This window comes from Aureibaculum flavum (assembly GCF_016406085.1).
GTDB lineage: Bacteria > Bacteroidota > Bacteroidia > Flavobacteriales > Flavobacteriaceae > Aureibaculum > Aureibaculum flavum.
In genome coordinates this window covers 29,686-49,842 of record NZ_JAEHFJ010000011.1, presented here as the reverse complement: position 1 = coordinate 49,842, position 20,157 = coordinate 29,686, and the positions used below count along the sequence as shown (strand labels likewise).

Genomic DNA, 20,157 nt, shown 5'->3' with positions numbered 1-20,157 from the left:
AGGAATACTATTTTAACGAAATATATTTAAGCAAATTGCTCGTAATTAATCAAATAGCCCTTATTTAACTTTACTTTAACTTTGTATCCATTCTTATTGGATACAGCTTTCAAAATCTTCCCAAAAGCTAACATAAGATTTAGTAACCACATCTGCATCTTCAACCGTAAAAGGAACTTTTAGTGCCAACGGAGCAAATGCCATTGCCATTCTGTGATCATTATATGTTTTTAAAGTAACATCTCTATTAAAGGGATTTGCTGAAGCGGTTAGTCGTAAACTTTTATCTGTAATTACAACGGCAGCACCAAACTTACCTAGTTCATTTTGCAGAGCAACTAAACGGTCCGTTTCCTTAATTTTCAGGGTGTGCAATCCAGATAAATCACAACCCATCCCTAAACCAAAACACGTTACTGCAATGGTTTGAGCAATATCTGGAGCTTCCTGCAAGTTTAGCGTTAAAATTTCAGAAGTAGGTGTATTTACCTTGGTTATTGTTATTGAATTATTTTCAAATTCCGTTAGTACACCCAATTTTTGGTATATAGCAGACAAACAACTATCGCCTTGAAGACTTTCTTTATTGTATGAAGATAACGTCAGGGATTTACCAACTTCACTCAACGCAACTAAACTATAAAAGTAAGATGCAGAACTCCAGTCAGATTCTACTGTAATTGTTTTATCTTTTATGGCTTTTTGTGGTTTTATTACAATGGTATTACCTTCCCAAATCGTTGAACCCCCCAATTGATTCAATAAATCTAACGTCATTTCTAAATAAGGTCTAGAAGTAATTTCTTCTAACAATTCTATTTCGAGTCCGTTTTCTAAACTAGGAGCAATCAATACCAAAGCAGAAATATATTGGCTACTTACATTCCCGTTAATAGCCACTTTATGCTTTGACAGTTTTTTCCCTTTAATTGCTATTGGTGGATAGCCCTCTTTATTAACATACGCAATATCTGCACCCAACATTTGCAATGCATCAACCAAAATTTTAATAGGTCTATTTTGCATACGTTCAGAACCCGTTAAAACCACTTCTCTACCCTCTTTTACAGCAAAATATGCTGTTAAAAAACGCATGGCAGTTCCAGCATGCCCAATATCTACTAACTTCTTTGTAGCATGCAAGGCATGTGTTAAATGGACAGAATCATCAGAGTCAGATACATTTTCTAATTCTAAATTAGGAAAAAATTGTTGTAAAATCAACAACCTGTTCGATTCACTTTTAGAACCTGAAATTTTAATTGAACTAGTAACTATTTGTTTATCAGTATAATCTAAAAATAAATCCATCTAACTCGTTTCTAATTTAATTTATTATCCTTAATTTTAGCTACTATCAACAAACCTAAACCATGAAAAAAATATTCTTCCTTGCACTTTGCTTATTATTTGTAACTGCTGACAAAGTTAACGCACAAAAAAGACAAAAAAAACAAAAAACGCAAGAACCTCTCTTTACTGAAAAATATTATGATGCTATGCAATGGCGAAATATAGGTCCATTTCGTGGCGGTAGAAGTGCTGCGGTAACTGGCGTTCCAGGTAAGGCCAACCTTTATTATTTTGGAGCTACAGGTGGCGGTGTTTGGCGTACTACCGATGCCGGTAATACTTGGGAGAACATTTCAGATGGTTTTTTTGGAGGTTCTGTTGGTGCTGTAGCTGTTTCTGAGTGGGATAATAATGTAATCTATGTGGGTATGGGCGAAAAAACTATTCGTGGTAATGTCTCCTCTGGTGATGGTATGTATAAATCTGTCGATGCTGGAAAAACATGGAAACATATGGGGTTAAAAAATTCGAGACACATACCTAGAGTAAGAATTCATCCAAAAAACCCTGATATTGTATATGCTGCTGTTTTGGGAGATTTATATAAGTCTTCCGAAGAACGTGGTGTTTATAAATCTACCGATGGTGGTGAAAATTGGAAAAAAGTACTTTTTGCCAATGCCGACGCTGGAGCAATAGATTTAATACTCGACCCTAACAATCCACGTATCATTTATGCTTCTACTTGGAATGCCAGACGAACACCTTACAGCTTATCTAGTGGAGGTGAAGGTTCTGCGTTGTATAAAAGTACAGATGAAGGCGAAACGTGGACCAACATCAGTGCAAATGAAGGATTACCAAAAGGGATATGGGGTATTAGTGGCGTAACAGTTTCTCCTGTAAATTCTGATATTGTTTGGGCGTTAATAGAAAACAAAGATGGCGGTGTTTATAAATCTACAGATGCTGGTAAAACATGGAAACTTATAAATAAAGAGCGAAAATTACGTCAACGTGCGTGGTATTATACGCGGATATATGCTGACACTCAAGATGAAAACGGATTATATGTCTTAAATGTAAGCTATCATCAATCTAAAGATGGCGGTAAAACATATAAAACCTATGGAGCTCCACACGGAGATCATCATGACTTATGGATGGATCCGAATGACAATCAACGTATGATTATTGGTGATGACGGTGGGGCACAAATTAGTTTTGATGCTGGCGAAAATTGGTCTACATATCACAATCAGCCTACGTCACAATTTTATAGAGTGGTTACAGATAATCACTTTCCGTATAGAATTTATGGTGCTCAACAAGATAATTCGACTGTACGTATTTCGCACAGAACCGACGGCAGATATATTACAGAAAGTGATTGGGAAAGTACTGCAGGTGGTGAAAGTGCTCATATCGCTGTTGATCCAACTAATGACGACATTGTTTATGGTGGAAGTTATGGTGCTTTTTTAACGAGAATTAACCATAAAACGAACGAACGAAGAGCCGTAAATGTTTGGCCAGACGACCCTATGGGACATGGTGCTGAAGATTTTAAATATCGTTTCCAATGGAATTTCCCAGTGTTGTTTTCTCCTAATAATCCTAAAAAATTATATGCAGCCTCAAATCACTTACATGCCACAACAAATGAAGGTCAATCATGGGAAATTATAAGTCCTGATTTAACCAGAAATGACCCTAAAACATTAGGCCCATCAGGCGGACCAATCACCAAAGACAATACAAGTGTAGAATATTATGCAACTATATTTGCCGTAGCAGAATCTCCAATAGAAAATGGATTGATTTGGACGGGTTCTGATGACGGATTGGTACATATTACCAAAGATGGTGGAGTAACTTGGAACAATGTTACGCCTAAGATTATGCCTGAATGGATGATGATAAACTGTATAGAAATTGACCCATTTAAAAAGGGTGGTGCTTACATCGTAGGTACAAAATACAAAACTGGAGATTACAGCCCTTATATCTATAAAACTACTGATTATGGGGTGACTTGGACAAAATTAACCCACGGAATTGGAAATGAATCTTTTACTAGAGCTTTACGTGCCGATCCTAAAAGAAAAGGATTGTTATATGCTGGTACCGAACGCGGAATGTATATCAGTTTTGATGATGGTAATAATTGGACTCAATTTCAATTGAATTTACCTATTGTTCCGATAACAGATTTAACCATTAAAAATGACAATTTAATTGCTGCTACACAAGGTCGTTCTTTTTGGATTATTGATGATTTAACACCGCTGCATCAATTAGATAAAAATATAATATCAAAAGATTTCTATCTATACAAACCAATGGACAGCTATAAAATGGGTGGCGGTAGAGGATCCAAATCTAAAACCAATGGGCAAAATCATTATGGAGGTGTCGCTATCAATTTTTATGTAAAAGATACAGCGAAAACAGATACCATTTCCTTATCATTCTTTGACAACAACAAGCAATTGATAAAAAAATACAGTACACACCCAGACAAAGAGAAAAAGGAAGAAACCTTAAAAGTTAACCCTGGTAACAACATCTTCAATTGGAATATGATGTATGCTGGTGCTGAAAAAGTAGACGGTATGATTTTATGGTGGGCATCTCTAAATGGACCACAAGCAATACCAGGAAATTACAATGTAGTATTGTCAAAAAATAATAAGACTGAAACCAAAGATTTTACAATTTTAAAAGATCCTAGAAGCGAATCTACTCAAGAAGATTTACAAGCTCAATTCGATTTTATTATTGAAGTCCGCGATAAATTGACTGAAATACATAAAGCCTTAAAAAATGTTAAGAAGGTAAAAGATCAGATTACTGTATTAAAAAAGTCAATTACTGATAAGGATAAGCATAAAGTACTTCTAGATTTTGCAAACAAAATTTCGAAAGAAGTAACAGTTATTGAAAATAATCTTTATCAAACAAAAAGCAAAAGCAATCAAGACCCTTTAAATTTTCCAATAAAGCTTAATAATAAGTTAGGACACTTAAACGCATTAACTTCTATGGGAAGTTACCGACCAACAGACCAAGAAGTTCAATTTAAAAAGGAAATTACAATAGCCATTGATAAGGAGTTAAACGCATTATATCAAATCTTTAAAAACGATGTATCTGAACTCAACAAAAAGGTGAAAACGAGCGAAATTGATTTAATTCAGCTTGCCTCACCTCAACCATCCACAGAAACAAGAGAATAAAACTTAACAAATACATATATCAATTAAAATAGTACAAAAATGATTAGCGTAACAAAATTAGAAATTGCCAAAATGATTGATCACTCTCTTTTACACCCCACCATGGATGATAAAATACTAATGGAGGGATGTGAAATTGCAAAAAAATATAATGTAGCTTCAGTTTGTATAAAGCCCTATGCTGTAAAAATGGCAACTGAAATTTTAAAAGGAACAGACGTAATGGTGGGAACGGTAATTGGTTTTCCTCATGGTAGTAATACTGTAAATGTAAAAGTATTTGAAACTGCAGAAGCAATCAAAGATGGAGCTGTAGAAATTGATATGGTTGTTAATATTGGCAAAGTATTGAGCGAAGACTGGACATATATAGAGAATGAAATAAAACAAATTCACACTACTTGCAAAAAAGGAAATGCTGCTTTAAAAGTAATTTTTGAAAATGACTTTTTACCAGAAGACCTTCATAAAATAAAGCTTTGTGAATTATGTAGTAAACTTAAAGTTGATTTTGTAAAAACTTCAACAGGATATGGTATGGTAAAACAACCTGATGGTAGTTACAATTACAAGGGAGCAACAGAGCATGATTTAAAATTAATGCGTAGACATACAGATACTTCAATTGAAGTAAAAGCAGCAGGTGGCGTGCGTACTTTAGAAGACACCTTAAAGGTTAAATCATGGGGCGTTACAAGAATAGGTGCTACAGCGACAGAAGCTATTGTTTCTGCTGTAAACGAATAAAAAATCAGCATTACTGATTCTCAGCGTATTTATTAATAGTCGGCTGTTAAAATATTATATCTAACTATTTAATATTTCTACTGGTAATCCACACGCCATATAAAACACTTACAAAAGATTTTGTTAAAAAGAAATCCTTCCATTTGCCTTGATTAAAATTTTGTTCCATAACCGTAGCTATGTCAGCATTAATGATTGCTGAAAAGCTATTAAACAACAATGATATAATTACCAAAACAATAAAGAAAGGAATTATTATCATTAACGCCCTTTTCCAAAAAAAAGCGGTTTTTATTTTTTCTAAGAATGTCATTATTTTAATTTTTTATTATTGTGGTGACGGTCATGGTCACGTTTTGTTTTAAAATCTAATTTTTTATCAAAAGAGGCTTGTAAATCAATACCTGTTTGGTTGGCCAAACATAATACCACAAACAAAACATCTGCCAGTTCTTCACCTAAATCCTTATTCTTATCTGATTCTTTTTCACTTTGCTCTCCATAACGCCTAGCAATAATACGAGCAACTTCACCAACCTCTTCAGTTAATTGGGCCATATTGGTAAGCTCATTAAAATAACGAACCCCATGTTCTTTTATCCAATTATCAACTTCTAGTTGTGCGTTTTGTATATCCATGACTTTTAATTCGAGATTGAAGATTCAAAATTAAACAATTTCTAGATGAATCTTCATTATTCTTAGAGCTTCTATACATATACAGTAAACATTATAAATACTTTAAAAATTCGTTTCTTGGTATTTCTCTCGCTCCTAAACTAGCTAAATGATCGTTATAGACTTGACAATCTATTAATTTATAATTTTCTCTTTTTAGCTTTTGAACCAAATGTATAAATGCAACTTTAGATGCGTTAGAAACAGTACTAAACATACTTTCACCACAAAAAACGTTACCCAAGTCTATACCGTAAAGTCCACCAACTAATTTGTGATCTAACCAAACTTCAACCGATTTTGCGTGCCCTAATTCATGAAGTTTATTATAAGCCTGTTCCATTTCATCTGTTATCCATGTTCCACCCTGCCCTTCTCTATAAATGGTTTTACAACAACGAATTACTTCCTTAAAATTTTGATTAAAAGTAACTTTGAAACGATCCTTTTTTAGAATTTGTTTCATACTTTTTGATATTTTCAATTCATTAGGAAATAAGACCATTCTTTCAACTGGACTATACCAAACCACTGGTTCTCCTTTATTGAACCAAGGAAAAATCCCACTATTATAAGCAAGCAATAATCGTTTTGGAGACAAATCGCCACCAAAAGCTAACACACCTTCGGTTGAAGCCGTTTCAACGGGTGGAAACCATAATTTATCTGATAATAAAATCATTAATGAGTTTTATATTTTTTTTAAAAATATAACAAAATCTAGATTAAAAATAAATATAGTTAAGAATATAAATTATAATACTTCAAGTATACCTATTGGCTAAATTTTAAGTTATCTTAGCTAGAGAAAAGTATATTTAAAAATGGTAACATAATGGCAAAAATACAATCTGTAGAATTATTATCAATACCCGAAGTTATTAATGCTGGAGACGACATTAGCGACTTAACTGTTATTTTAGATATTGAATTTCATGATTTAGATATTAAACTACAAATGGAATACTGTTTACATATTTTCATTTATGATATTCATGGCAAAGTAGATTCACCATTGGTTATTCCCAACTGGGATGAAAGTACTGTAATTTCGATCTCATCAGATAGGAAAGACGATTTTTTAGGTTCAGCCTCTAAAGTTATAGTTGCTGAAAACAAAAATGAAACTATGGAAATACCCTTGACCTTAAAATTGGGGAGATTTGAGCAAAGAAATACCTATAATTCAAGAAAGTTAGAAGTATTTGCCACCATTGCACCTGCAATTGGAAGAGCTTCAAAATGGTCAGCTCCTTTTGAGTCACGCATTGTTTTTTAAAATAAGAAAAGCCTTTTAGTAAAATACTAAAAGGCTTTTTTTTTAATAAAGTTGTAATGTCTTTATTATTAAAGAATCAATAACTCCTTAAAACGGTAAATCATCTGGTTCATCACTAGACACATTATCTGCTGGTTGAAAAGAATCAACAGCTTCAACTGGAGGAACTGCATTTGGAGCTCCTGCTTGTGCTTTTTCTATTCTCCATCCTACAATAGAGTTAAAATATTTCGCTTCTCCTTCTGGGTTAATCCACTCTCTACCTCGTAAATTGATATTTACTTTTACATCATCACCTTCATTATAAGCATCTAACAAACTGGTCTTATCTTGAACGAATTCAATCATTATCATCTGAGGATATTGCTCATCTGTTGTAACAACCATTTCACGTTTTCTGAAACCGCTAGATCCGAAAGTTTTTGTTTCGTCAATTTTTTTAATTTTTCCTGTAACCTCCATTTTTTTCGTAATTATTTAATTAAAAGTACTTTCCAAGCACTAAACACATCGTTTTTTTCTAAAAATTCTTGTGCAAATTTATGTTTTTCTTCTGTTTCTAAACCTATATAATTTGGATTATCGGCGACAAAGTTATCAACATCGTGTTGATTAGGTATGGATTCTACATTACCCAACATTCCCAAATTATTCCCTGTCAGGATGTTACTTTTTTTAACCTCATCAGGAATTTGATCTACCCCAATTCCTAAATTTTGTAACGGTTTGGGTATTTCAAAAAAACCATCTTTGGCTCTAGAATAATAACTCCCTCCTGCCCGAGCAATTAAATCAAGTTTTTCTTGATCAATCGCACCATCTTCATCCAAAACATTTTTGTCAATGTGTATTTTTAAAACTTCACAAATTATTAAGTTACCTGCTCCACCTTCAGAACCTAGCTCCACTATTTCATTCACCTTACATTCAAATTGCACCGGTGACTCTGCAACTCTAAATGGTTTTATTTCTTCGGATGGTAGCATTGTAAATCCCGCCTTTTCAAATTCATTTACTCCTTTTGCATATTCAGTACTTGATAAAGACATTTGCTGAGCAATAGCATAATTTACCACATTAATAACCACTTCTTTTACCTCTTTTAAATTCTCATACGTATGTTTGGTCGTATTGTCTCTTCCCCGTCGTGCAGGTGAAAAAATAAGTATTGGCGGATTAGCACTAAATACATTAAAAAAACTAAAAGGAGCCAAATTCGGATGGCCATCAGCATCAATGGTACTCGCAAAAGCTATGGGTCTAGGTGCAACCGCACTTAACAAGTATGCATGCAATTTAGCTGTTGGTATATTATTTACGTTTATAGTTATCATCACATTGTTAATAAAAAAACAAAAATACTCAATTAACAAACATAATAACAGTTAAATTTTTGAGTTATATCGACAGATAATTTTATCTTTGTTATAATGAATCTCCCCTTCAGTAAGAATATCATTCGATGGATATTAATAATAGCAGCCTTTTTATTGGTTGCTCTTATTTTATGGAACACTAATACTTTCTTCAAAAACTTTAAGCAAGAAGAGCGTAACAAGATGGAAATTTTGGCAATGGCTCTTGAGAAATTGAATGCAATGGATCTAGAGGATTTGGATGCAGATTTCTCTTTGGAAAATGAAATTATCCAAAGCAATAAGAACATTCCAATGATCTTTACCACAGAAGATAATCTGATAAAAGGTTGGGCAAATTTAAAGGTAGAAGATAAAAATACTTCATATAACGACTTACCAGACAAAGACAGAATGTACCTTGCCGATCAGCTGGCAACAATGAAACAAGAGAACAATCAGTTGATTGTACCTAGAATTTCTAATGAAGGTCCAGCAATTGATTATATTTATTATAGAAACTCTGACCTTTTATACAAATTAAGATATTACCCATTAGCTTTATTACTTATTTTATGTCTTTTTGGCATTGTTATTTATTTAGTATTTAAGTCATCCAAAGTAGCTGAACAAAATAAACTTTGGGCGGGTATGGCTAAAGAAACAGCACATCAAATAGGTACGCCACTTTCTTCATTATTAGGATGGGTAGAAATTCTAAGAATGGACAACACCGATGAAACAACGGTAACGGAAATTGAAAAGGATATTGAACGCCTAAACACTATTGCCAACAGATTTTCTAAAATTGGATCTATCCCTAAATTAACACGACACAACATCGTTTTAGAAACAAAAAAATCTTTTGACTACTACTCTTCAAGAAGCTCAAAACTGATTGATTATCATTTTGATACTGATGAAGATGAGAAAATTTATGCTATGATTAATCAGCAATTATTTTCATGGGTAATAGAAAATTTAGTAAAAAACGCTATTGATGCCATGCAAGGGAAAGGCACCTTGAGAATTAGAGTATTTTCGAAAGATGGTAAATATGTTCATGTTCAAGTAAGTGATACTGGTAAAGGAATACCAAAGAATATTTACCGTAAAATATTTGAACCGGGCTTCACTACAAAAAGACGTGGTTGGGGCTTAGGATTATCGCTCACCAAAAGAATTATGGAAGATTACCACGATGGTAGAATAATTGTGGAAAGGTCAGAAATTGGTGTGGGAACTACTATGACTGTGATGCTAAAAGAATTATAAACAATCCATTGTTTACTACATGTGACAGGACTAAAAAAATTAGTATAATTCTTGTCTTATTTTAGCGGCCACTTCTTCAAATTCTTCTTTACTTAAACTCACTTTATGCTGAAAAGTAGCATCTTTCATCTCATTCAAAGGAATCAAATGAACATGTGCGTGGGGCACTTCTAATCCAACTACAGTCATACCCACCCTTTTACAAGGAATTGCTTTTTCAATGGCAATAGCAATCTTTCTAGAAAATTGCATTAGTTTTCCATAAGTATCTTCATCTAAATCGAAGATTTTATCCACTACCTTTTTAGGCACAACCAATGTATGCCCTATCGTATTCGGGTTAATATCCAAAAACGCAAAATACTCTTCATTTTCAGCTACCTTATAACTTGGTATTTCACCGGCTATTATTTTCGAAAATATTGACATTTTTAAGACCTTGTAATTTCTAAAATTTCAAATTTCATAATACCATTAGGCACATTTACCTCAGCTATTTCACCAACCTTTTTACCTAACAATCCTTTACCTATAGGTGAATCTACAGATATTTTTCCTGATTTAAAATCAGCTTCAGAATTAGCAACCAATGTATAGCTAACTACCGTATTATTGGCAGTATTTTTTATTTTTACAGTAGACAATGCAAGCACCTTTGACGTATCTAATTGTGATTCATCAATCAATCGTGCAGATGCAACCACATTCTTTAATTGGGCAATTTTAAATTCCAACAACGACTGCTCTTCTTTTGCGGCATGATATTCCGCATTCTCACTTAAATCACCTTTATCTCTGGCCTCTGAAATATCATTAGTAACTCTTGGTCTTTCAACGCTTTCTAATTGATCTAGCTCTTCTCTTAATTTTTTTAATCCTTCTGCGGTGTAATAAGAAACTTTACTCATAACTTTATCATTTTTAATAAAATACAAAAATCCCAGCCCTATATAACGGAGTTGAGATTCAACTACAAACATACAAAATATTTATTATTTCAACATAGGATGCCTTATATTTGTATCCAATTATGAAAAATCATATTAAAAATATAGTTGTTGCTTTTTTATTAATATTCACATTAACAAACTGTACAGACTCTGGAACTGAAAGCAATCCTTATTTAGGAGATGTGGCCGTTAATCAAACGGTTTATTTAAATAATCCTTCTAACAATAGCCTTTTATTTACAGGTGGTTATGTAGAAATTCCTGGCGGTATTAAAGGTATTGTGGTTTATCGTGGCAATAGTGATTTGTATTATGCTTTCGATTTGGCCTGTCCCAATTCACCACTAGGTGATTGTTCGAAAATGACGGTGGATGGATTAAATATGATCTGCTCTTGCGATGACTCTAAATATGCTTTGGCTTTGGGAGGTGCTCCGCAAAGTGGCACTAGATACGGAGCAAAGGAATACAAAGTTGTGAATAATGGTCAAACCTTATTAATTCAAAATTTCTAAATGGTAAATTATTTTTCTTCAGATTTTAAATTAGGCATACTCGGTGGCGGACAGTTGGGTAAAATGCTATTGACCGAAACACAAAAATTTGATATTTACACCTGTGTTTTAGATGCGGCGAAAGATGCTCCATGTGCCAATATTTGCGATGAATTTCATGTGGGCAGTCTGCTTGACTTTGACACTGTTTATAATTTCGGAAAACGAGTAAACACGTTAACTATTGAAATTGAAAATGTTAATGTTGATGCTTTAGAAAAGCTAGAGCACGAGGGCATAAAAGTTTATCCGAGCTCTAAAACGATCAGAATTATACAAAATAAGGCAAAACAAAAATTATTTTATGTCGACCATAACATTCCAACAGCTGAATTTTCACGTTTTGCTTATTCGGATGAAATCAAGACCGCTATAGATCATGAATCTATTCATTTTCCTTTTGTTTGGAAAAGTGCTCAATTTGGTTATGATGGTACAGGTGTAAAAATTGTAAGAACACAAGCCGATTTAGATACGCTTCCAAATGTGGAATGCATTACAGAAAAACTGATTCCTTTTAAAAATGAATTGGCGGTTATTGTGTCTAGAAATGTTAATGGCGACTTAAAAACATATCCTGTTGTAGAAATGGAATTTCACCCAGAAGCTAATCAAGTGGAATATGTAATTTGTCCAGCTCGTATTACTGAAGAAGTTGCAATTAAAGCAGAACGCATTGCTTTACAAGTTGCAGAAGCTTTTAAACATGTTGGCTTATTAGCCGTTGAATTATTTTTGACTGAAAATGATGCAATTCTTGTAAACGAAGTTGCTCCTAGACCTCACAACAGCGGACATTATAGTATCGAAGCATCATACACCAGTCAATTTGAACAACACATTAGAGCCATTTTAAACTTGCCGTTAGGTGATACTTCAAGCAAGGTTGGAGGTGTAATGGTCAATTTAGTTGGTGATGAAAATTATACAGGAAATGTGTTGTACGAAAACATGGAATCCATTTTAAAAATGGATGGTGTAACTCCTCATATTTATGGTAAAAAAGTAACAAAGCCCTTCAGAAAAATGGGACACGTCACTATCGTGCATAAAGACATCAATGAAGCCAGAAAAGTTGCGGAAACAGTTAAGAATACCATTCGAGTAATTAGCTCTAAAGAAACAAATAACAGCTAAATCTTAAACCTTTAAAGTAAATAAATTGAACTTATGGAATACCAAGGTGTTTTACGAAAAATGATGACTGAATTAGGATCACCTGTTCAATACTATTTGCAATTAGAAAATGATTTTTTAAATGTCAATCAACTACTTAATAAAACATTAGAAATTTCTTTTGTTAAGTACGAATGTTTGAATTGTCATTTAGATAAACCTATCTTCAGACAGGGCTTTTGTAAAAGTTGCTTTTTTGAAGTGCCACAAGCTGCAGATTGGATTATGAGGCCAGAATTAAGCACGGCACATTTAGGCAAAGAAGATCGCGATTTAGAATATGAAAAAAAGGCACAACTACAACCTCATATTGTTTATTTAGCAAATTCAAGTAACGTAAAGGTTGGTGTTACCAGAAAAAGTCAAATACCCACACGATGGATTGACCAAGGTGCTCATGAGGCTATAGAAATTGTAGAAGTACCAAATAGATATCTGGCAGGAATTACAGAAATAGCTTTAAAAGAATATGTTTCTGACAAAACCAATTGGCGTAAAATGTTAACCAATGACATAACTGATGTGGACTTGCTTAAAGAAAAAGAAAAACTAGCAGTTTATATTCCTGAGGAAGCCAAGCCTTATTATTTAGAAAACCACAGCAAAGAAACAAATATTGAATTTCCGGTATTACAATATCCAACAAAAGTAAAAAGTCTTAATCTTAGTAAAACTCCTAATTTCTCAGGTGTTTTAAAAGGAATAAAAGGGCAATATGTTATTTTTGAAGACAATACAGTCTTTAATATTAGAAGTAGTGAAGGATATTATATACGTCTAAATTTAGGCTAAAACTCACAGAGACATTGCCTATGAAATATTTGAATCAGAATGGAGCGTTTATTGAACTACATGAAATTACTTCAGACAACTGCAATGTATTAAAAAGCTCGAAGAATAGTGAATTATCACTATTGTGGTTTAATTCTGACAACAATATTCTTATTATAGACGCTGTTACATATTCGTTTAATAAAAATGATATAATTAGTCTCACAGAATTTCATAAGATTGAAGTTGTTAAGATTAACACATTAAAACTTATACGCTGGAATAGATCTTTTTATTGTATTGTAGATCACGATAGCGAAGTAGGCTGCAAAGGGATTTTGTATTACGGAGCCTCTAACCTACCCATAATAAAACCTAATAATGAAAATATTGAAATATTACAAACGGTTTTAAAAATGTTACAACTAGAGTTTAACTCTAAAGACAATTTGCAACTCGAAATGCTGCAAATGATGGTTAAACGAATGCTTATATTATGTACAAGAATATATAAGTTACAAAGTAATTATTTTCAAAAAGAAACGAGTAGCATTGATATTATAAGAGAATATAATTACTTAGTTGAAACTCATTTTAAGAAAAAGCACTCCGTTTCCATGTATGCAGAAATGTTAAACAAGTCTCCAAAAACATTAGCAAACCTATTTAAGCAAGCGGGTAACAAAACGCCGTTATATTATATAAAGCATAGAATAATGCTAGAAGCAAGACGCCTCTTAAACTACACAGATAAAACCATTTCAGAAATAGGTTATGAACTGGGCTTTACAGATGTTCAGGTTTTTAGTCGCTTTTTTAAAAATATTGAACACCTTTCACCTTCTGAATTTAGAAATAAATAGCAAATAGGAATAATTGCCAACACACTAGGAATTATAGATAACTAAATGCCCTAAGCCTCGCCATACATTTGTACTGTTAAAATAATATAAATATTAAAAACAGTATAAAATGGAAACAACAACAAAATTTACAGTACCAACAAGAGAAGAAGTATCTTCAAACAACCAAGCAATTTTTGATACTCTTAAAAGCAATTTAGGTTTTGTACCTAATTTATATGCTTACTATGCAAAAAATGAAACTGCATTACCTGATTATCTTGCTTTGCAAAACAGAAAATCTACGTTAAAGGCAAAAGAACGTGAAGTTATTAATTTAGTTGTGAGTCAATATAACGGATGTCGTTATTGTCAATCTGCTCATACAGCATTGGGTAAAATGAATGGTTTTAATGATACTCAAATTTTAGAGCTAAGAAAAGGAACGGCATCTTTTGATGAAAAATTAAATGCATTGGCTGAATTCACATTAGCTGCAGCATCAAATAAAGGTAACGTATCTGAAGAAGTTAAAAATAATTTCTTTAATGCTGGTTATACAGAGTCTAATATGATTGATGCCGTTATTATCATTGGAGATAAGACAATTAGTAACTATATACATAACTTGGCGGGATTCGAAATTGACTTCCCAATAGCCGCAGAACTATAATTAATTAAAAAAGGGTATGGACATGAACATAGGTAATTTAGTAATTAGAATAGGTATTGCACTTTTATTTGTTTGGGGTGGATTAGAAAAATTTTTTGAAGGTTTTCTTGGAGGTGTTGGCTTACAAAACATGGCTAACTTTTTAAAAGGAAGTGGTCTTGCATTTTTAGGAGATACAGGAACTTATGCATTAGGAGCGTTATTAGCAGCTCTAGAACTAATAGCAGGAATTTTAGTATTAGTAAACAAACAGCTATTGTTTGCGTATGCCTTTTTGGCTTTTATAATGCTAATGGCCTTGGTTTTGGTGCATATACCTTCAGGTAACTGGATGAATATAATGATTCATATGATGCTTATTACTACATTAGCTGGCTTAGCTATAAATGAAAAAGAGAATTCTTAAATTAAATTTTAATCATAAAAAGAAAACTTGCACACTCTTAAATAATGAGTTGTGCAAGTTTTTTATATGTTGACAATTACACTATAATGTAATTAATAAATTCATTTTTAATAAAAATTCTCAGACTGTAAACAACTTTCCAATAAAGTAAAAAACTTCTAACCTATTAACCTTAGTCAAATTTTAAAGCTCGTTAACTAAATTCATCCTAAAATGGGCTTTTCATAGCAATTTTCCCGTTTTAACTTTAAATAGTCACTATCTTCACAGCAACTACTTTCATAGCAAATAGAAAGTTTTGTTTACATTGTCTAAGAATTTTCCTTTCAACTATTTTTCTGTTACAAATTTGAGCTTTTAGTAAAGAGCGAGCAAGAGGCAAAACCCTAAAATTACAGGGGTTTTTCCCCTAAACAAAAAAGGGGGAAAACCCCCTTTTAATCCAAACATATTTATTTGTAATTTGCCGTTACATAAAACTGAATTAAACTTAAAACACTAACTATGAAGTATTTTAAATTATTGAAGCAGAAGTTAAAGGCAACAATTACTCTTTTTTTTGCCGCATGCATGTTGTTAATCTCATGCGATGAAAAAAAACCACATAAAGTGGATGAGGGTGCCAGTAAAGATATGTTAGCCCATATTATAAAACCTGAAAAGGCCGTTAACATGTATCAAAATTATGAAAAGGAACGAATTGATATTTTAAAGGACACGCTAAACACTTTGTATGGTAATGACTTTAAAGACACCCGTCGTGTTTGGTTTGACCTAGAAACATTGAAAAATTACATTGCTTACGTAGAAAAAAAATCTGCCGAAAATAAAATTTCTCCAGAGGGCCTTCAATTTTACTTTAGTGTTTATAGCGATAAAGAAGGTAAGCAAAAAAACCAACAAACCTTTTTTATTGCACCTACTACAAAAAATGAAGGTGTGCAATCTGGTTATACGTTAGAACTAATTGATGGCAAAACACAACCACTATACTTAAAATCAATTTTAAGTAATAAAAACTATACTCCTAATCAAACTCAAAAAGTAGATAAAGCGAGTTTCTTTTCATTGGCTCAAGATGGTGATGAACATGGTTTATTATTTAATGATGGAGACAATTCACCCCCAATGGATAATAACTAAATCAACAAAAAGTATATATATTAAGAAGCATTTATGTCTGAAACCGCAATATCATTAATTAAAAGCTCAGTAAGATATTCCGAGTTACTTTCAGCTATTGTAGGTACAGTATATTTTTATAAATATAAGCACACCTGCTTAAAGTATTTTCTTTACTTACTGTGGTACATAACAATAACTGAATTTTTGGGTTGGTATATAAGAATTACCGGAAACTTGGCCTATATCGACGAAAATGGATTAGTTTATAATAAATGGCTTTACAATACAATGTACATTGTTTTATTTAGCACCGTTTATATTATATATTATAAATATCTTAAAACGCAACTATTTAAGAAATGGATAAAAGTATTTTTAATTATATTTTTAATTGTCAATTTCTTTAACTGGTTTTTTATTCAAAATTTCATTAAAGAAGGTGTTGTACTACCGAGAATTCTCGGTTCAATTTTCTTAATTATTTCTATTATATTCTATTTCGTTGAATTACTTCGGTCTGAAAAAATAGTAGTATTTCACAAACTTTTATTGTTTTGGATTAGTGTAGGATTGCTTTTGTTTTTTACAGGAACAATTCCCTTTACTTTAAAATGGAATGGATATATGCTAATTCGTGGAACTCACGAACTGTTTTTAATCCTTTACATATTAGCAATAACTATGTATTTAACATTTACATTTGGTTTTATATGGAGCAAGAAGGAGTAACATTAGTCATTTTAATAACAACTATTATAGTCTTGATTTTTTCCATTGCTATGATAGCATTATTTCTGGTTTTTCAAAACAGAAAAAACAAGTTATTGATTGATAATAAAACCTTAAATGATATAATTAAAGATAATCTATCTTCTTTTGATATTTAACTCCAAAAATAATTTAAAATGTCAATAGATTCTTTCAGGGATTTTATAATATATTCAGAATTATTGTCAGCAATTATGGGTACACTATTTTTTTATAAATATAAACACACCCACCTGAAGTATTTTCTATTTTTACTTTGGTACATTACTGTAACCGAATGTATTGGATGGTACGCAAGAAATAACAGTGTTTTGGTTTTTTTTGATAAAGATGGTGTCGACTACAACCTCTGGTTATTCAACTTATTATATTTTGTACTATTTGTTGTAATTTTAATGATCTATTTAAAATCAATTTATAATTCTAAACAAAAAAAATACATTAAAATATTTATATTCTCTTATGTAATTATTTCTATAATAAACTGGACTTTTATACAGAATTTTGTTTTTGAAATGTCTGAATTGCCCTATGTTTCGGGTTCAATTTTTCTTATTATTACCATCATATTTTATTTTATACAATTACTAAAGTCCGACAGAATAATAATTTTTCATAAAACATTATTATTCTGGATAAGTGTAGGACTCCTAATATTTCATACTGGCACAATACCGTTTTCATTAAAGTACAACGATTACACCGTTTTTCCAGGTATACACAAATTATATTTAATTATTTATATATTGGCTATAACAATGTACCTAATCTTTACATTTGGTTTTATATGGAGTAAAAGAGTGGAAAAGATTGATTAAATTAGTCATACTATTATGGAGCAAGGAGACATAACTATCATTATTTTAATTACAACACTTACCATTGTTTTATTAATTGTTATTATCATAATAATTTTTAGCATTTTTCAAAATAGAAAGGTCAAATTTTTATTTGACCAAGAAGTAGCAAAGCAGCGTTTTGATGAAGAAATTATTAAATCAAAATTAGAAACGCAAGAACAAACCTTGCAAAATATAAGCTGGGAGTTGCATGATAATGTAGGGCAATTACTTTCGGTCGCAAGAATGCAGCTAAATATGGTACAACCTAGTTTAACTGAAGAGCAAAAAACGCTAGTACAAGACACCGGCGATATTATTTCAAAAAGTTTACAAGAAATAAGATCACTGTCAAAATTGTTAAATCCCGAAGTTGTAAAAAATATTGGCTTACATGAGGCCATTCAACTTGAAATTGACCGATTTAACCGACTAAACTATATAAACGCTACCTTTGATGTTAAAGGTAGTATTACACCTATTAATCAAAAAGATGAAATTATTTTATTTAGAATTGTTCAAGAATTTCTTTCCAATTCCATTAAGCATTCTAAATCAAAAAAAATTGAAATAACGGCTAACTGTACTAATGAATTTTTAAAAATTAAAATTCAAGATTACGGGATAGGTTTTGACGAAAATATAGTAAAAAAAGGCTCTGGATTACTCAACATGAAGAGCCGTGCAAAATTGATTAACACCGAGTTTGATTTACAATCTGAAAAAGACAAAGGAGTTTCACTAACATTAACATATCCAAAACAAAAAAAAGATGTCTAAACATACCATTGCTATAATAGATGACCACCTTCTTTTCGCTAAATCTTTAAAAGGATTAATCAATACTTTTAGTGAATTTGAAGTGACACAGCATGCTTTAAATGGAAAGATTTTTATTGACAACCTAAAAAACGAATCTAACCTCCCCGAAATAGCTTTAATGGATTTAAATATGCCCATTATGGACGGCTTAGAAACGACTAAGTTTTTAAATGAAAATTACCCAAGTATAAAAGTGTTAGCTTTATCTATGGACGACAATGAAAGTTCTATTTTAAAAATGATTAAGAATGGGGCGAAAGGGTATTTACTCAAAGACATCCATCCTGACATTTTAAAAGAAGCATTGTTAGCCTTAATTAATGAAGGTTATTACCATTCAAAAAGAGTTTCAGATACCTTAGTACATTCACTACATCCTACTGAAGAACCTAAAATAAAGCTTTTAGATAGAGAATTGGAATTTTTAAAATTGGCGAGTACAGAAATGACGTATAAAGAGATTGCAGATGTGATGCATTTAAGTCCAAAAACAATTGATGGTTACCGAGAGCAACTTTTTAAAAAATTACAAGTAAAAAACAGAATTGGTATGGTTGTTTATGCTTTAAAAAACGAATTGGTTTAAGTATCTAAATCAATCTCTTCTCCTTCTTTCAATTTAAATTTTTTTCTAAAAATCCAAACAAAGAAATAGAGAAATGGAGTGTCAAATAATGCAACCACAATTTTAAATAAAAAACCACTTAACAATAATATATTAAATTTTCCCCATGGCATTGCCCCAAAAGCACAAATTAATGTTACAACTGTTAATGTATCAATGAATTGCGAAGCAAATGTAGAAAAATTATTTCGCAACCATAAATGTTTCCCATTAGTTAATGCTTTCCAAAAATGAAAAATTCTGATATCAATAAACTGAGCTAATAAATAAGCAAGCATAGAAGCTAAGACTCCAACAGGTGACAACCCAAAAACACTTGTAAAAGTTCTGTCATTTACTGGTGAAGTTTCAATGGCCGGAACGTAATTGGCTATTAACACAATTAACATCGAAAAAAAAGCTGCAAACACACCTACAGTAACAACCTGATTAGCCTTTTTCCTTCCATAAATTTCTGAAATTAAATCTGTTATTAAAAATGTTAGTGGATAAGGCAAAATCCCTACAGATATTTCAAAATTAAATAGTCCGAAGGGACTCCATTGAAAAAATTTAAGAAAAATTAAATTAGACACTACCAATGAGGTAATAAAAAGTGCTGCTAAAATTAAGTAAATCTTGTAGCCCAGTAATTTTTTTTCGTGATCCATAGTACAATTACGAAAGTATAAAATATTTGTGAAAGTAGTAAGAAAACTAACTTAGCAATCACAACACTTGTTAGGCTCAAATTTTCTATT

General features: G+C 31.8%; 22 protein-coding genes. 13 read left to right on the top strand and 9 right to left on the bottom strand.

Going from position 1 to position 20,157, the window contains the following annotated elements:
• Positions 1–93 precede the first annotated feature (93 nt).
• Positions 94–1,311, bottom strand: coding sequence for a 3-phosphoshikimate 1-carboxyvinyltransferase (locus JBL43_RS17355; protein ID WP_198842662.1), 1,218 nt, complete (start codon positions 1,309–1,311; stop codon positions 94–96).
• Positions 1,312–1,373: 62 nt separating this feature from the next.
• Between JBL43_RS17355 and JBL43_RS17350 the strand changes: the two genes are divergently transcribed.
• Positions 1,374–4,532, top strand: a complete 3,159-nt coding sequence (locus JBL43_RS17350; protein WP_198842661.1) for a VPS10 domain-containing protein — start codon at positions 1,374–1,376, stop codon at positions 4,530–4,532.
• A gap of 39 nt (positions 4,533–4,571) precedes the next feature.
• On the top strand, positions 4,572–5,279 hold the full coding sequence (deoC, locus tag JBL43_RS17345; protein ID WP_198842660.1) for a deoxyribose-phosphate aldolase: 708 nt from the start codon (positions 4,572–4,574) through the stop codon (positions 5,277–5,279).
• 64 nt (positions 5,280–5,343) lie between these two features.
• Here deoC and JBL43_RS17340 read toward each other — a convergent pair whose 3' ends face one another.
• The 3 genes from JBL43_RS17340 to aat form a co-directional block, all read right to left on the bottom strand.
• The gene (locus JBL43_RS17340) at positions 5,344–5,592 is read right to left on the bottom strand and encodes a hypothetical protein (protein ID WP_117882018.1); all 249 of its coding nucleotides are present in this window, start codon (positions 5,590–5,592) and stop codon (positions 5,344–5,346) included.
• Entirely contained in the window at positions 5,592–5,918 is a 327-nt protein-coding gene (locus JBL43_RS17335) for a nucleotide pyrophosphohydrolase (RefSeq protein WP_117882019.1), read from the bottom strand. The genes JBL43_RS17340 and JBL43_RS17335 overlap by 1 nt, the downstream gene beginning before the upstream one ends.
• 91 nt (positions 5,919–6,009) lie before the next feature.
• Entirely contained in the window at positions 6,010–6,639 is a 630-nt protein-coding gene (aat, locus tag JBL43_RS17330) for a leucyl/phenylalanyl-tRNA--protein transferase (RefSeq protein WP_198842659.1), read from the bottom strand.
• Positions 6,640–6,792: 153 nt separating this feature from the next.
• Between aat and JBL43_RS17325 the strand changes: the two genes are divergently transcribed.
• A complete protein-coding gene (locus tag JBL43_RS17325; protein ID WP_117882023.1) occupies positions 6,793–7,236 on the top strand; it encodes a hypothetical protein in 444 nt (147 codons plus the stop codon).
• Positions 7,237–7,323: 87 nt separating this feature from the next.
• Here JBL43_RS17325 and JBL43_RS17320 read toward each other — a convergent pair whose 3' ends face one another.
• The gene (locus JBL43_RS17320; protein WP_117882025.1) at positions 7,324–7,698 is read right to left on the bottom strand and encodes a DUF3127 domain-containing protein; all 375 of its coding nucleotides are present in this window, start codon (positions 7,696–7,698) and stop codon (positions 7,324–7,326) included.
• 11 nt (positions 7,699–7,709) lie between these two features.
• A complete protein-coding gene (locus JBL43_RS17315; RefSeq protein WP_198842658.1) occupies positions 7,710–8,570 on the bottom strand; it encodes a flavin reductase family protein in 861 nt (286 codons plus the stop codon).
• Between the two features lie 96 nt (positions 8,571–8,666).
• Between JBL43_RS17315 and JBL43_RS17310 the strand changes: the two genes are divergently transcribed.
• A complete protein-coding gene (locus tag JBL43_RS17310; RefSeq protein ID WP_117882029.1) occupies positions 8,667–9,866 on the top strand; it encodes a sensor histidine kinase in 1,200 nt (399 codons plus the stop codon).
• A 39-nt stretch (positions 9,867–9,905) separates the two neighbouring features.
• Here JBL43_RS17310 and JBL43_RS17305 read toward each other — a convergent pair whose 3' ends face one another.
• Entirely contained in the window at positions 9,906–10,295 is a 390-nt protein-coding gene (locus JBL43_RS17305; protein WP_198842657.1) for an HIT family protein, read from the bottom strand.
• 2 nt (positions 10,296–10,297) lie between these two features.
• A complete protein-coding gene (gene greA / locus JBL43_RS17300; protein WP_198842656.1) occupies positions 10,298–10,774 on the bottom strand; it encodes a transcription elongation factor GreA in 477 nt (158 codons plus the stop codon).
• A 122-nt stretch (positions 10,775–10,896) separates the two neighbouring features.
• Between greA and JBL43_RS17295 the strand changes: the two genes are divergently transcribed.
• The 9 genes from JBL43_RS17295 to JBL43_RS17255 all read left to right on the top strand — a co-directional run bounded on the left by JBL43_RS17295 (position 10,897) and on the right by JBL43_RS17255 (position 19,378).
• Positions 10,897–11,331, top strand: coding sequence for a hypothetical protein (locus JBL43_RS17295; protein WP_198842655.1), 435 nt, complete (start codon positions 10,897–10,899; stop codon positions 11,329–11,331).
• Positions 11,332–12,507 carry a 5-(carboxyamino)imidazole ribonucleotide synthase gene (locus JBL43_RS17290; protein WP_198842654.1) on the top strand — a complete coding sequence of 392 codons (1,176 nt, stop codon included), beginning with the start codon at positions 11,332–11,334 and terminating at the stop codon, positions 12,505–12,507.
• Between the two features lie 33 nt (positions 12,508–12,540).
• A complete protein-coding gene (locus JBL43_RS17285) occupies positions 12,541–13,338 on the top strand; it encodes a DUF2797 domain-containing protein (protein WP_198842653.1) in 798 nt (265 codons plus the stop codon).
• A gap of 20 nt (positions 13,339–13,358) precedes the next feature.
• Complete coding sequence (locus JBL43_RS17280; protein ID WP_117882041.1) at positions 13,359–14,180, top strand: AraC family transcriptional regulator; 822 nt, start codon at positions 13,359–13,361, stop codon at positions 14,178–14,180.
• 109 nt (positions 14,181–14,289) lie between these two features.
• Positions 14,290–14,832, top strand: a complete 543-nt coding sequence (locus JBL43_RS17275; protein ID WP_198842652.1) for a carboxymuconolactone decarboxylase family protein — start codon at positions 14,290–14,292, stop codon at positions 14,830–14,832.
• 16 nt (positions 14,833–14,848) lie between these two features.
• Positions 14,849–15,238, top strand: a complete 390-nt coding sequence (locus JBL43_RS17270) for a DoxX family membrane protein (RefSeq protein WP_198842651.1) — start codon at positions 14,849–14,851, stop codon at positions 15,236–15,238.
• A 504-nt stretch (positions 15,239–15,742) separates the two neighbouring features.
• Positions 15,743–16,381 carry a hypothetical protein gene (locus tag JBL43_RS17265; RefSeq protein WP_198842650.1) on the top strand — a complete coding sequence of 213 codons (639 nt, stop codon included), beginning with the start codon at positions 15,743–15,745 and terminating at the stop codon, positions 16,379–16,381.
• Positions 16,382–17,964: 1,583 nt separating this feature from the next.
• Positions 17,965–18,750 carry a sensor histidine kinase gene (locus JBL43_RS17260; RefSeq protein ID WP_198842649.1) on the top strand — a complete coding sequence of 262 codons (786 nt, stop codon included), beginning with the start codon at positions 17,965–17,967 and terminating at the stop codon, positions 18,748–18,750.
• Entirely contained in the window at positions 18,743–19,378 is a 636-nt protein-coding gene (locus JBL43_RS17255) for a response regulator (RefSeq protein ID WP_198842648.1), read from the top strand. Before JBL43_RS17260 ends, JBL43_RS17255 begins: the two co-directional genes overlap by 8 nt.
• Here JBL43_RS17255 and JBL43_RS17250 read toward each other — a convergent pair.
• Positions 19,375–20,067 carry a queuosine precursor transporter gene (locus tag JBL43_RS17250; RefSeq protein WP_198842647.1) on the bottom strand — a complete coding sequence of 231 codons (693 nt, stop codon included), beginning with the start codon at positions 20,065–20,067 and terminating at the stop codon, positions 19,375–19,377. The genes JBL43_RS17255 and JBL43_RS17250 overlap by 4 nt on opposite strands.
• Positions 20,068–20,157 lie beyond the last annotated feature (90 nt).